The sequence below is a fragment of the Herbaspirillum sp. genome (assembly GCF_017744395.1).
Taxonomy (GTDB): Bacteria; Pseudomonadota; Gammaproteobacteria; order Burkholderiales; family Burkholderiaceae_D; genus Herbaspirillum.
Genome location: NZ_JAGIBI010000002.1, coordinates 550,427 through 562,933, shown reverse-complemented (window position 1 = coordinate 562,933; position 12,507 = coordinate 550,427). Strand labels below are relative to the sequence as shown.

Here is a 12,507-nt window from a genome sequence, read left to right as displayed (position 1 = left end):
GGCAAGTTTCTTGCTTTGCTAATTCGTTTATACTTCGGTTATGAGTGTAACCGATGATAAAAACATGCCAGCATCTTTTTCGGCCGAGGACGCGCGGCGCGCAATCGCGCTTGCCCGCCAAACCTTGCAGATCGAGGCCGATGCCATCCTGGCGCTGAAAAACCGCCTGTCCGACGACAGTTCCGAACCGCTCGCCCGCGCCGTGCAACTGTTGCTCGGCTGCCAAGGCCGCGCCGTGGTCTCGGGCATCGGCAAGTCCGGCCACATCGGCCGCAAGATCGCGGCGACGCTGGCCTCCACCGGCACCCCTTCGCTGTTCATGCATCCGGCCGAAGCCGCCCACGGCGACCTCGGCATGGTCACGCCCAAGGATGTCCTCATCGCCATTTCCAACTCGGGCGAAACCGCCGAGCTGCTGGCCATCGTCCCCATCATCAAGCGCATGGGCACGGCGATCATCGCCATGACCGGCAACGATGCCTCCAGCCTGGCCGAGCTGGCCACCATCCACCTCAATGTGGGGGTGGACAAGGAGGCCTGCACCCTGAACCTGGCGCCGACCGCCAGCACCACCGCCACGCTGGCCATGGGCGACGCGCTGGCGGTATCGCTGCTGGATGCGCGCGGCTTCCTGGAAGAGGATTTCGCGCGCTCCCATCCGGGCGGCGCCCTCGGCCGCCGCCTGCTGACCCATGTGCGCGACGTCATGCGCAGCGGCGACGCCATCCCCGCGGTGCGGCCGGACGTCTCGCTGTCGGAGGCGCTGATGGAGATCACGCGCAAGGGCATCGCCATGACCGCCGTGGTCGACGAGCAATTCCACCCGATCGGCGTGTTCACCGACGGCGACCTGCGCCGCCTGCTGGAGCGCGGCCATGATTTCAGCAAGTTCTCCATCGCCGACGTCATGCATGCCGGCCCGCGCACCGTGAACCAGGACCAGCTGGCGGTGGACGCCGTGCAGCTGATGGAAGAGTTCCGCATCAACCAGTTGCTGGTGACCGATGCCCAAGGCGTGCTGACAGGCGCACTGCATATCCACGACCTGACCCGTGCCAAGGTGATCTGATGACGAGCGCCTTCGCCGACACCTTCGCCCCCGCCGTCCTCGCCAAGGCCGCCGCCACGCGGCTGATGATCTTCGACGTCGACGGCGTGCTGACCGATGGCGGCCTGTTCTACGGGGAAGACGGCGAATCGGTGAAACGCTTCAACGCGCTGGACGGCCACGGCATCAAGATGCTGCAGCAGTTCGGCGTGGCCGCGGCGATCATCACCGCGCGCCAGTCGCCCTTCGTGCAGCGCCGCGCCAGGGACCTGGGCATCGCCCACGTGTTCCAGGGCGCGCACGACAAGCGCCTGGCATTCCGCGACTTGCTGCAGCACACCGGCCTGCAGGCCGCCGACTGCGGCTACCTGGGTGACGACATCATCGACCTGCCGGTGCTGACCAAGGTCGGCTTCAAGGCTTGCGTGGCCAACGGCCATCGCGAAGTCAAAGCGCGCGCCGACTATGTGACCAGCGCCACCGGCGGCAACGGCGCCGTGCGCGAAATATGCGACCTGGTGCTGGCCGCGCAGGGCAACTACGAGGCGGCGCTGGCGCCGTACCTGGCATGAGCAACCACAGCGGCGAACGCGCGGCGCAACGCATCCGCCTGGGCGTGCTGCTGGTGGTGCTGATCGCGCTGGCGCTGGGCAGCTTCTGGATCCTGCAGACGCTGCGCACCAGCGGCGACCTGCAGCCGGCCGCGCGTCCCACCGGCAAACCCGACTACTACCTGGATAACTTCAGCTACGTGAAGCTGGGCCCGACCGGGCTGCCGCGCTACGACGTCTCCGGCACCAGGATGGTCCACTTCCCGAGCGACGACTCCTTCGAAATCACCAAGCCGGTGGTGCACAACCTGGACAAGGACAAGCCGCCGATGGAGCTGTACTCCGACACCGCGCGCGTCACCGACGACCAGACCAGGATCCACATGTACGGCAACGCCAACGCCATCCGCGGCGGCGCCAAGGGCGGCGACCCGATGCGCCTGGTCTCGGAATACCTGCTGCTGCTGCCGGACGACGAGATCGTCAAGACCGACAAAGCGGTTGCCATGACGATGGGAACCACCAGATTGAACGGCGTGGGGATGATCGCCAACAACGCCACGCAGGAACTGCAGTTGCTGGGCAGCGTGCGCGGCCATTACGAACCGGCGCCGAAGAAGCGCTGAACCGGCGACCGTTGAAAAATATCGCCAAGAATCGACCTGACAGGAATTTATGAAACGCTCACTCTTGCTGCCCTGCTTGCTGCTGATCGCCGCCTGCGGCGCGGCGCGCGCGGAAAAGGCCGACTCCACCAAGCCGACCAACATCGAGGCCGACCAGATGGTCTACGACGACGTGCGCCAGGTGAAGACCTTTACCGGCAACGTGGTGCTCACGCGCGGCACGCTGCTGATCAAGGCCGGCCGCGTGGTGCTGACCACCGACCAGTACGGCTATGAATATGCGGTGCTGTACGCGGCGCCGGGTACGCTGGCCAGCTTCCGCCAGAAGCGCGACGGCGGCCCCGACCTGTGGATCGAAGGCCAGGCCGAGCGCATCGAGTATTCCGAGCAGACCGAGATTTCCAAGCTGTTCAACCGCGCCCACATCCAGCGCATGGACGGCAAGCGCATCACCGACGAGGTCAACGGCGAGTTCATCTCCTACGACAGCCGCGCCGAATTCTATTCGGTCAACAATACCGCCTCGGGTGAAAGCAAGCCGGGCGCGGGCCGCATCACCGCGGTCATCCAGCCCAAGAACCCGCCTGCCCAGCCCGCGCCGCCGGCACAGCCGGCCCAACCCGGAAAGGCCCAATAAGATGGTGAGCTCGCTGGTAGTACGCGGACTGAAGAAAAGCTATGGCGCGCGCCAGGTGGTGCGCGACGTATCGATGGAAGTGCAAAGCGGCGAAGTGGTCGGCCTGCTCGGCCCCAACGGCGCGGGCAAGACGACCTCGTTCTATATGATCGTCGGTCTGGTGCCGGCCGATGGCGGCGCGATCGACCTGGACGGCTCGGCCATCTCCGGCCTGCCGATCCACAAGCGCGCCACGCTGGGCCTGTCCTACCTGCCGCAGGAAGCCTCGGTGTTCCGCAAGCTGACGGTGGAAGACAATATCCGCGCCGTGCTCGAGCTGCGCCAGGAAAACGGCAAGCCGCTCTCGCGCGACGAGATCGAAGGCCGCCTCAACAACCTGCTGCACGAACTGCAGATCGAGAAGCTGCGCGACAGCCAGGCGCTGTCGCTGTCGGGCGGCGAACGGCGCCGCGTCGAAATCGCGCGCGCGCTGGCGACCGATCCGCGCTTCGTGCTGCTGGACGAACCGTTCGCCGGCATCGACCCGATCGCCGTGATCGAGATCCAGCGCATCGTGCGCTTCCTCAAGGAGCGCGGCATCGGCGTGCTGATCACCGACCACAACGTGCGCGAGACGCTGGGCATCTGCGACCGCGCCTATATCATCAACCAGGGAACGGTGCTGGCCAGCGGCAGCCCGGACGACATCATCGCCAACGAATCGGTGCGGCGCGTCTACCTGGGCGAACATTTCCGCATGTAAGCACCCCGCCAGGCCAGGCCGCGCCGCCAACGCACAGGCGGCAAGCCGGGCATGCGGCTCCTGAAAACCAGATGAAACAGTCTCTCCAGCTACGCACATCGCAACACCTCGCATTGACGCCGCAACTGCAGCAGTCGATCAGGCTGCTGCAATTGTCCACGCTGGAGCTACACCAGGAGCTGGAACAGATCCTGTCCGACAATCCGCTGCTCGAACGGCTCGACGACGCGCTCGACAACTCGGTGCGCCTGCTGGCCGACGGTGCCCTCTCGGCCTCGCCTTCGAGCGGCGTGGCGGAAAGCCCCGCCGCCGGCGACAGCGGCAATGAAACGGCAGCCCCCGCCGGCGACGGCGAATCCAACCTCGAATACCAGGACAACGCGCCCGACAACAGCGTCAGCGGAGAGTCCGAGTGGAGCTTCGACGACGTCGCCCGCAGCGGCAAATCGTCCGACGACGAAGATGCCCGGCCGCAACTGGAAGCGCACCAGACCACGCTGCGCGAACACCTGCTGGAACAGATCCGCATCACCGCCCGCACGCCGCGCGACCGCGCGCTGCTGGAGCTGCTGGCCGATGCGCTGGATGACGACGGCTACCTGGACGAACCGCTGGAAGACATCCTGTCGTACCTGCCGCAGGAACTGGGTATCGACCTCGAAGAACTGTCGATCGCGCTCAAGCTGCTGCAGAGCCTGGATCCCGCCGGCGTCGGCGCGCGCAGCCCCGGCGAATGCCTGGCGCTGCAGATCCGCCGCCTGCCCAAGGTTCCGTTCGTCACGCGCCGGCTGGCGCTGAGGATCGTCGAGGACTGCCTGCCGCTGTTCGCCCAGCGCGACTTCAACAAGATCAAGAAGGCGCTCGACTGCGACGACGAAGACCTGCGCGAAGCCCAGGCCGTGATCCGCCAATGCCGCCCGCACCCGGGCGCCGAATTCGCGCGCGACGCCTCCGACTACGTGGTGCCGGACGTGATTGTCAAACAGGCAAAGAACGGCTGGCAGGTCATGCTCAACCATGACGTGATGCCCAGGCTGCGCGTGAACGCCATGTATGCGAGCGCCCTGAAGCAGTCCAAAGGCGATGTTTCGCTCACATCGCAGCTGCAAGAGGCGAAGTGGCTGATCAAAAACATGCGGCAGCGCTTCGATACGATTTTGCGAGTCGCGCAAGCTATTGTCGAACGTCAAAGAAACTTCTTTTCGCACGGCGCAGTTGCGATGCGCCCCCTTGTGCTGCGTGAAATTGCTGATACACTGGGTCTACACGAGAGCACTATTTCTCGTGTCACAACTCAAAAATACATGCTTACGCCGCACGGCATGTTCGAGTTGAAGTACTTCTTCGGCAGCCATGTCGCAACGGAAACCGGAGGCGAAGCATCCTCCACTGCGATCCGGGCGCTGATCAAACAATTGATAGGAGCTGAAAACCCGCAGACCCCATTATCCGATAGCAAGATTGCGGATATGCTGGCAGAACAAGGCATGGTGGTCGCGCGACGCACGGTCGCCAAGTACCGAGAAGTGCTGAAGATTCCTCCAGTCAATCTCCGCAAATCCCTCTGAGTTTGTTTTTCTGTTGTACTTTGCAGCCGTCGCTGTGTTCAGGCCAACCATCCGGTGCCATCTGACCACGAATGATGTGCCCTCAAGGCGTATTGGATGAGACGCACGAACCTCCAGTGACTTCACGATAGGAGTGTTGTATGAATCTGACCATTAGTGGACACCACCTCGAACTGACCCCCGCCCTGCGGGAATACGTGCAAAGCAAGCTGGTACGGATCAAGCGCCATTTCGACAACGTGATCGACATCAGCGTCATCCTGAGCGTAGACAAACTGACAGAAAAAGAAAAAAGGCAAAAGGCGGAAATCAACGTCCATATCAAAGGGAAGGATTTGCATGCGGAAAGCATCGCCCACGATCTCTACGCTGCCATCGATGCATTGATAGACAAGCTCGATCGCCAGGTCATCAAGCACAAGGATCGCCTGCAGGAGCACCATTCGATGGCCAAGCGCCTGCCGGATGACACCATCTCCGGAGCGGCTGCAAGTGCATAGCGGATAATCCGCCAACAAGGGGCCCTTTCCAGCGGCCCCTTCATCGAGGAAAGGGCGCGCAAGCGCCCTTTTTCATTGCCCTCCGGCATGGCGGCGCCGGCGGACATGACCAGCAGGCAACATTGCAAATCATTCAAATAATTTACGCGGCGCAATGGCCCGGGGCCCGGCTCCGTACGCCGCGTTTCCAACGCGGATTGCGGCTTTTTCATATAATGTCGGCAATCACCATTTTTTAAGGCATAGCCATGAGCGACGTCCAATCCTGGATCAAAGAAACCGTCACCCAAAATCCCGTCGTGCTGTTCATGAAGGGCACCGCGCAATTCCCGCAATGCGGCTTCTCCGGCAAGGCGATCCAATTGCTCAAGGCCAGCGGCGCCGAGAACATCGTGACCGTCAACGTGCTGGAAAGCCCGGACGTGCGCCAGGGCATCAAGGAGTACTCGAACTGGCCGACCATTCCCCAACTGTACGTGAAGGGCGAATTCATCGGCGGTTCGGACATCATGAGCGAAATGTACGCCTCGGGCGAGCTGCAGACCCTGCTCAAGGGCTGATTCCCTGCTCATGCCGCGCCAGCGCCTGATCATCGCCATCACCGGCGCCACGGGCGCCATCTATGGCGTGCGCCTGCTCGAACACCTGCGCGGCCATGCGCAGGTCGAGACGCACCTGCTGATTTCCGATGCCGGCGTGCTCAACCTCCACCAGGAACTCGACCTCAACCGCAAGGACGTCGAAGCGCTGGCCGACGTGGTCTACAACGTGCGCGATGTCGGCGCCTCCATCGCCAGCGGCTCCTTCGCCTCGGCCGGCATGGTGATCGCCCCCTGCTCGATGAAGACGCTGGCCTCGGTGGCGCACGGCCTGTCCGACAACCTGATCGCGCGCGCCGCCGACGTGGTGCTCAAGGAGCGCCGCCGCCTGGTCATGATGGTGCGCGAAACACCGTTCAACCTGGCCCACCTGCGCAACATGACGGCGGTGACCGAGATGGGCGGCGTGATCTTCCCGCCGCTGCCCGGCTTCTACCACCGTCCGGCATCGATGGAACAGATGGTCGACCACACGCTGGGACGGGTGCTCGACCTGTTCGGCATCGAGCACCAGCTCACGCCGGAATGGCAAGGGATGAAAGCCTCTTCAGCCGATTGAACGGAAACAAGCTTTCAAAACAAAACGCGCCGCAGGCAATCCTGCGGCGCGTTTTTCACATCCGGCGAACGACCGGCGATCAGCCGCGGCCGATATAAGGCATCTTGGTCGCCATCACGGTCATGAACTGCACGTTGGCGTCCAGCGGCAGGCTGTCCATGTAGAGGATGGCCTTGGCCACGTGCTCGGCGTCCATGGTGGGCTCGACCTTGACCGACATGTCGGCTTGCAGCGTGCCCTTCTTCATCAGCGTGGTCATGTCGGTGGCGGCGTTGCCGATATCGATCTGGCCGCAGGCGATGTCATAGGCGCGGCCGTCCAGCGAAGTGGCCTTGGTCAGGCCGGTGATGGCGTGCTTGGTGGCGGTGTAGGACGCCGAATACGGACGCGGCGCGTGCGCCGAGATCGAGCCGTTGTTGATGATGCGCCCGCCGCGCGGCGACTGGTCCTTCATGATCCGGAAGGCTTCCTGGGTGCACAGGAAGACGCCGGTCAGGTTGATGTCCACCGCCGACTTCCACTGCTCCACGCTCAGCTCTTCCAGCGACACCGGCGGCGCGAAGATGCCGGCATTGTTGAATACCATATCAAGGCGGCCGAAACGTTCCTTGGTCTTGGCGAACAGGTTCTTCACCGAAGCCGGATCGGTGACGTCGGCGGCCACCACCAGCGCATTGGCGCCATGCTCGCCGGCCAGCTTGACGGTCTCCTCCAGCGCATCCTGGCGGCGGCCGGCCAGGGCCACGCCATAGCCGTCGCGCAGCAGCGCCAGGGTGATCTGCCGGCCGATGCCGGAGCCCGCGCCGGTCACCAGCGCAATTCGTTTCGGTGCTGCCATGTTTGTCTGCTCCTTATTGAAAAAATGTGCGCGCGGCCGGATAAGCTTCCCAAAGAAAAAGCCACCTGCTGCGCACAGGCGGCTTTCACTATAGCAAATGCGGCATGCCGCTTCGATGAGAGATTTTCAATCGTCCACGGCCGGCTCACACGGTGGACGACAACGGCTTGCCGGTATCGATGCCGAGCGTGCGGGCGGCAGCTTCCAGCCTGGCGCGGTCGCCGCCGAACACTTCGGTCAGCGCGGTGTAGGCGATCCAGCGCGCATCGATCTCGAAGAAGTCGCGCAGGTTGACGCGGGTATCGCTGCGGCCGAAGCCGTCGGTGCCCAGCGTGACATAGGTCGCCGGCACGAAAGCGCGGATGCTTTCCTGCAGCGTGCGGATGTAGTCGCTCACCGCGATCACCGGCGCCGCGCTGCCCTGCAACTGCTGCGTCACGTAAGGCTGCGCATCGCCGCCCGACAAGCGGCGCTCGCGCTGCGCGGCCACGCCGTCGCGCGCCAGTTCGGTGAAGCTGGTGACGCTCCACACCTCGGCTTCGACCTGCCAATGCTTGGCGAGCAGCTCGGCGGCGGCCAGCGCTTCCTTCAGGATCGGCCCCGATGCCAGCAGGCGGGCCTGCGCCTTCTCCTTCCTGCCCAGGCAATACATGCCGCGCAGGATGCCTTGCTCGACGCCGGCAGGCATGCTCGGCTGCGCCTCGTTTTCATTGGTCACGGTGACGTAGTAGAACACGTCGTCGTTACGTTCCAGCATGCGGCGCATGCCGTCATCGATGATCACCGCCAGTTCGTACGCATAGGCCGGATCGTAAGACACGCAGTTCGGAATCGACGCCGCCACCACGTGGCTGCTGCCGTCCTGGTGCTGCAGGCCTTCGCCGCCCAGCGTGGTGCGCCCCGAAGTGGCGCCGATCAGGAAGCCGCGCGCACGCTGGTCAGCCGCGGCCCAGATCAGGTCGCCGATGCGCTGGAAGCCGAACATCGAGTAATAAATGTAGAACGGCAGCATCGGCGTGCCGTGCACCGAGTAGGCGGTGGCCGCCGCCGTCCACGAGGAGATCGCGCCGGCTTCGGTAATGCCCTCTTCCAGGATCTGGCCGTCCTTGGCTTCGCGGTAATAGAGGATGGAGCCGATGTCTTCCGGCTCGTACAGCTGCCCCTGCGAGGAATAGATGCCGACCTGGCGGAACAGGTTGGCCATGCCGAAGGTGCGCGCCTCGTCGGCCACGATGGGCACCACGTACTGGCCGAACTCCTTGTCCTTGAGCAGGTTGCCGAGCTGGCGCACCAGCGCCATGGTCGAGGACATTTCCTTGCCGTCGGCTTCCAGCGCGAACTTGCTGTGCGATTCCAGCGCCGGCACCTGGCGCTTGGCGTCGCCGGCCTTGCGGCGCGGCATGTAGCCGCCCAGCGCCGCGCGGCGCGCGTGCAGGTGCTTCATCTCGGCGCTGTCGTCGGCCGGCTTGTAGAAAGCCAGCGAACGGCATTGCTCATCCGACAGCGGCAGCTTGAAGCGGTCGCGGAACTGCAGCAGGCTGTCTTCGTCGAGCTTCTTCTGCTGGTGGGTGGTCATCTTGCCTTCGCCCGCCGCACCCATGCCGTAGCCCTTCTTGGTCTGCGCCAGGATCACGGTCGGCTGGCCGCGATGCTCGGCCGCGGCCTGGTAGGCCGAGAAGATCTTCTTCATGTCGTGCCCGCCGCGGCGCAGGCGGTTGATTTCCTCATCGGTCAGGCGTGCGCCGATGGCACGGGTAGCCGGCGTCTGGCCGAAGAAGTGTTCGCGGTTGAAGGCGCCGTCGTTGGCGGCGAAGGTCTGCAACTGGCCATCCACGGTGCGGTTGAGCGCGTCGACCAGTTCGCCGTCGGTATCGCGCGCGAACAGACCGTCCCAGTCCGAGCCCCACAGCAGCTTGATCACGTTCCAGCCGGCGCCGGCGAACAGGGTTTCCAGCTCATCGACGATATGGCCGTTGCCGCGCACCGGGCCGTCCAGCCGCTGCAGGTTGCAGTTGACCACGAAGATCAGGTTGTCCAGCTTCTCGCGCGAGGCCAGCGAGAGCGCGGCCAGCGATTCCGGCTCGTCCATCTCGCCGTCGCCGAACACGCCCCAGACCTTGCGGTTCTGGTCCTGCAGCAGGCCGCGGTGCTCCATGTAGCGCAGGAAGCGCGCCTGGTAGATCGCATTGATCGGGCCGATGCCCATCGAACCGGTGGGGAACTGCCAGAAGTTCGGCATCAGCCAGGGGTGCGGATAGGATGACAAACCCTGCTTGCCGGCGCGCTTGGCCTCGATCTCGCGGCGGTAGTAGCCGAGGTCTTCCTCAGACAGCGCGCCTTCCAGGAAAGCGCGGGCATAGATGCCCGGCGCCGAATGCGGCTGGAAGTACACGATGTCGCCGGCGAACTGGTCGTCGCGCGCGCGGAAGAAATGGTTGAAGCCGACTTCGAACAGGTCGGCGGCCGAGGCGAAGCTGGCGATATGGCCGCCCAGTTCGCCGTAGGAACGGTTGGCGCGCACCACCATGGCCAGCGCGTTCCAGCGCATGATGCTGGCGATGCGCTCCTCGATAGCCTGCGCGTCGGAGCCGCCGGGGAACGGCGGCTCCTGCTCGGGACGGATGGTGTTGATGTAGGGGGTATTGCGCGCATCGCGCCAATTGACGCCCTGCTGCTGGGCCGCCGCCGACAACCGGGACAACAGGAAGCGCGCCCGCTCCGGACCGGCTTCAGCCAGCACGCTTTGCAGCGCCTCCAGCCATTCCTGGGTTTCCTGGGCATCGATATCAATATCGCGGGCAATACCATTGGCTGACGACATATCCACTTCCTGATCTCCTGTTGTTGCAATGCGCTCCCATCATGGGCAGGCGCTACACAAATCTATGCAAAGAGACAAAAAGCCGGTAAAACACAGGCCGCGCCTTCGGTCTCCTCATGCTGGACGCTTTCAACTGCAGCGTTTTTATTGGTAATTGGTCTACGATACGCCTGATGCACCGGCATGAGTCACCAAAAATAGGAAGTTGTCATACAATATTCAGCATCACATGCTGAAAAATTGAAACTTACAGAATTAAATTTCAATAATGGAACTAGATACCACCGATTTGCGGATCCTGAACATCCTCCAGGAGAACAGCTCGATCAGCAATCTGGAACTCGCCAGCCGCATCAACCTTTCCCCGTCGCCGACCCTGGCGCGCGTCAAGCGCCTTGAAACGGAGGGCATCATCTCGCGCTACGTGGCGCTGGCCGATCCGCACCTGCTGGGACTGAAGGTCAACGTGTTCGTCAAGGTGATCCTGGAGCGCCAGGGCGCCGAGGCGCTGGCCCAGTTCGAAACCGCGGTGAGCGCGTTCGATGAGGTCATGGAGGTGTACCTGATGACCGGCGACGAGGATTACTTGCTGCGCATCGTCGTGCCCGACCTGCTGACGCTGGAGCACTTCATCGTCGACCACCTGACCAAGATCCCCGGCATCAAGAACATCCGCTCCAGCTTCGCGCTCAAGCAGATCAAGTACAAGACAGCGCTGCCCACGCCCAAGATCAAGCCCCGGCGCTGAACGGCGCGCACCCGCCCATGAAGCCCGATCAGCAAGAAACAGCCGAGACCGGGCGCCGGGAAAGCGTCTTCGGCCTCTTCCTCATTTTCCTGCGCCTTGGCCTGACTTCCTTCGGCGGCCCGATTGCCCACCTGGGCTACTTCCGCGCCGAATTCGTCAGCAAGCGGCGCTTCCTCTCCGAACGCAGCTACGCCGACCTGGTGGCGCTGTGCCAGTTCCTCCCCGGCCCCGCCAGCAGCCAGGTGGGCATCGCCATCGGCCTGCTGCGGCACGGCTATCCCGGCGCCTTGGCCTCCTGGGCAGGCTTTACCCTGCCTTCGGCCATCGCCCTGATCTGCTTTGCCCTGGGCCTTTCCCACTTCGGCACGGCCATTCCTCCGGAAGCCCTGCACGGCCTGAAGGTCGTTGCCGTGGCGGTGGTGGCGCAAGCGGTGTGGGGCATGGCGCGCAACCTGTGCGCCGATGCCGCCCGCGTTTCCATCATGGCGGTGGCGGCCTGCGCGGCCCTGCTCCTGCCCGGGACCTTCGGCCAGCTGGCGGTGATCGCCGCCGCCGGGCTTACCGGGCTGCTGGCGTTCAAGCCAACCGCCCCCCTTGCCGATGAAGCCCTGCCGCTGCGCGCAAGCCGCCGCACGGGCATATTGCTGTTGCTGCTCTTCGCCGGCCTGATTCTCTGCTTGCCGCTGTTGGCCGCGGCATACCCGCACGGGGCCATTGCCGACATCAATGCATTTTTCCGGGTCGGCTCGCTGGTCTTCGGCGGCGGCCATGTCGTCCTGCCCTTGCTCCAATCGGAAGTGGTGCCGACAGGCCTGGTCGACAACGATACCTTCCTGGCCGGCTACGGCGCCGCCCAAGCCGTCCCCGGCCCCTTGTTCACCTTCGCCGCCTTTCTGGGCGCCTCCATGCATACCGCGCCATCCGGCTGGTCCGGCGGCCTGATTTGCCTGCTGGCGATATTCGCGCCGTCATTCCTGCTGGTGGGCGGCGCCATCCCATTCTGGGACAGCCTGCGCAGAAACGCCCGGATGCAAGCCGCGCTTGCCGGCGTCAACGCCGGCGTGGTCGGCCTGCTGCTGGCGGCGTTATACCAGCCGGTATGGACGAGCGCGATCCGCCAGCCGATGGATTTCGCCATGGCGATCGTGGCGCAGGTCGCCTTGATGTTCTGGAAATTGCCGCCCTGGATGGTCGTGCTTCTGCTTGGAGCGGCAGGTGGAGTGGCCGGCGTCATCGGCAAAGGCTGAGAACCTGCATGCCCGTCAGGGGA

The 12,507-nt window shown here is 64.0% G+C and carries 13 protein-coding genes; 11 read left to right on the top strand and 2 right to left on the bottom strand.

Going from position 1 to position 12,507, the window contains the following annotated elements:
* The first annotated feature begins 40 nt into the window (after positions 1 to 40).
* The 9 genes from J7548_RS08535 to J7548_RS08495 all read left to right on the top strand — a co-directional run bounded on the left by J7548_RS08535 (position 41) and on the right by J7548_RS08495 (position 6,830).
* Positions 41 to 1,069 (top strand): KpsF/GutQ family sugar-phosphate isomerase, encoded by a 1,029-nt coding sequence (locus J7548_RS08535; RefSeq protein WP_290973162.1) that lies wholly within the window; start codon positions 41 to 43, stop codon positions 1,067 to 1,069.
* A complete protein-coding gene (locus J7548_RS08530) occupies positions 1,069 to 1,620 on the top strand; it encodes an HAD family hydrolase (protein WP_290973159.1) in 552 nt (183 codons plus the stop codon). Before J7548_RS08535 ends, J7548_RS08530 begins: the two co-directional genes overlap by 1 nt.
* Positions 1,617 to 2,225, top strand: coding sequence for an LPS export ABC transporter periplasmic protein LptC (gene lptC / locus J7548_RS08525; protein ID WP_290973157.1), 609 nt, complete (start codon positions 1,617 to 1,619; stop codon positions 2,223 to 2,225). The genes J7548_RS08530 and lptC overlap by 4 nt, the downstream gene beginning before the upstream one ends.
* A 49-nt stretch (positions 2,226 to 2,274) precedes the next feature.
* A complete protein-coding gene (gene lptA / locus J7548_RS08520; protein ID WP_290973155.1) occupies positions 2,275 to 2,862 on the top strand; it encodes a lipopolysaccharide transport periplasmic protein LptA in 588 nt (195 codons plus the stop codon).
* A 1-nt stretch (position 2,863) separates the two neighbouring features.
* Positions 2,864 to 3,604 carry an LPS export ABC transporter ATP-binding protein gene (gene lptB, locus J7548_RS08515; protein ID WP_290973152.1) on the top strand — a complete coding sequence of 247 codons (741 nt, stop codon included), beginning with the start codon at positions 2,864 to 2,866 and terminating at the stop codon, positions 3,602 to 3,604.
* Positions 3,605 to 3,675: 71 nt separating this feature from the next.
* Complete coding sequence (locus tag J7548_RS08510; RefSeq protein ID WP_290973149.1) at positions 3,676 to 5,172, top strand: RNA polymerase factor sigma-54; 1,497 nt, start codon at positions 3,676 to 3,678, stop codon at positions 5,170 to 5,172.
* 140 nt (positions 5,173 to 5,312) lie between these two features.
* Positions 5,313 to 5,672, top strand: coding sequence for a ribosome-associated translation inhibitor RaiA (gene raiA, locus J7548_RS08505; RefSeq protein WP_290973146.1), 360 nt, complete (start codon positions 5,313 to 5,315; stop codon positions 5,670 to 5,672).
* Between the two features lie 248 nt (positions 5,673 to 5,920).
* On the top strand, positions 5,921 to 6,232 hold the full coding sequence (grxD, locus tag J7548_RS08500; protein ID WP_290973143.1) for a Grx4 family monothiol glutaredoxin: 312 nt from the start codon (positions 5,921 to 5,923) through the stop codon (positions 6,230 to 6,232).
* A gap of 10 nt (positions 6,233 to 6,242) precedes the next feature.
* Positions 6,243 to 6,830: a UbiX family flavin prenyltransferase gene (locus J7548_RS08495; RefSeq protein ID WP_290973138.1), complete on the top strand. Its 588-nt coding sequence runs from the start codon at positions 6,243 to 6,245 to the stop codon at positions 6,828 to 6,830.
* A 79-nt stretch (positions 6,831 to 6,909) separates the two neighbouring features.
* Here the strand turns inward: J7548_RS08495 and J7548_RS08490 are convergent, their stop codons facing one another.
* Positions 6,910 to 7,668, bottom strand: coding sequence for an SDR family oxidoreductase (locus tag J7548_RS08490; protein WP_290973137.1), 759 nt, complete (start codon positions 7,666 to 7,668; stop codon positions 6,910 to 6,912).
* A gap of 145 nt (positions 7,669 to 7,813) precedes the next feature.
* Positions 7,814 to 10,489 carry an alpha-ketoglutarate dehydrogenase gene (gene mdeB / locus J7548_RS08485; protein WP_290973135.1) on the bottom strand — a complete coding sequence of 892 codons (2,676 nt, stop codon included), beginning with the start codon at positions 10,487 to 10,489 and terminating at the stop codon, positions 7,814 to 7,816.
* Positions 10,490 to 10,757: 268 nt separating this feature from the next.
* On the opposite strand from mdeB, the gene J7548_RS08480 reads away from it, so the two are divergent.
* The gene (locus J7548_RS08480; protein ID WP_290973130.1) at positions 10,758 to 11,237 is read left to right on the top strand and encodes an Lrp/AsnC family transcriptional regulator; all 480 of its coding nucleotides are present in this window, start codon (positions 10,758 to 10,760) and stop codon (positions 11,235 to 11,237) included.
* Positions 11,238 to 11,254: 17 nt separating this feature from the next.
* On the top strand, positions 11,255 to 12,484 hold the full coding sequence (gene chrA, locus J7548_RS08475) for a chromate efflux transporter (protein ID WP_290973127.1): 1,230 nt from the start codon (positions 11,255 to 11,257) through the stop codon (positions 12,482 to 12,484).
* Positions 12,485 to 12,507: the final 23 nt, after the last annotated feature.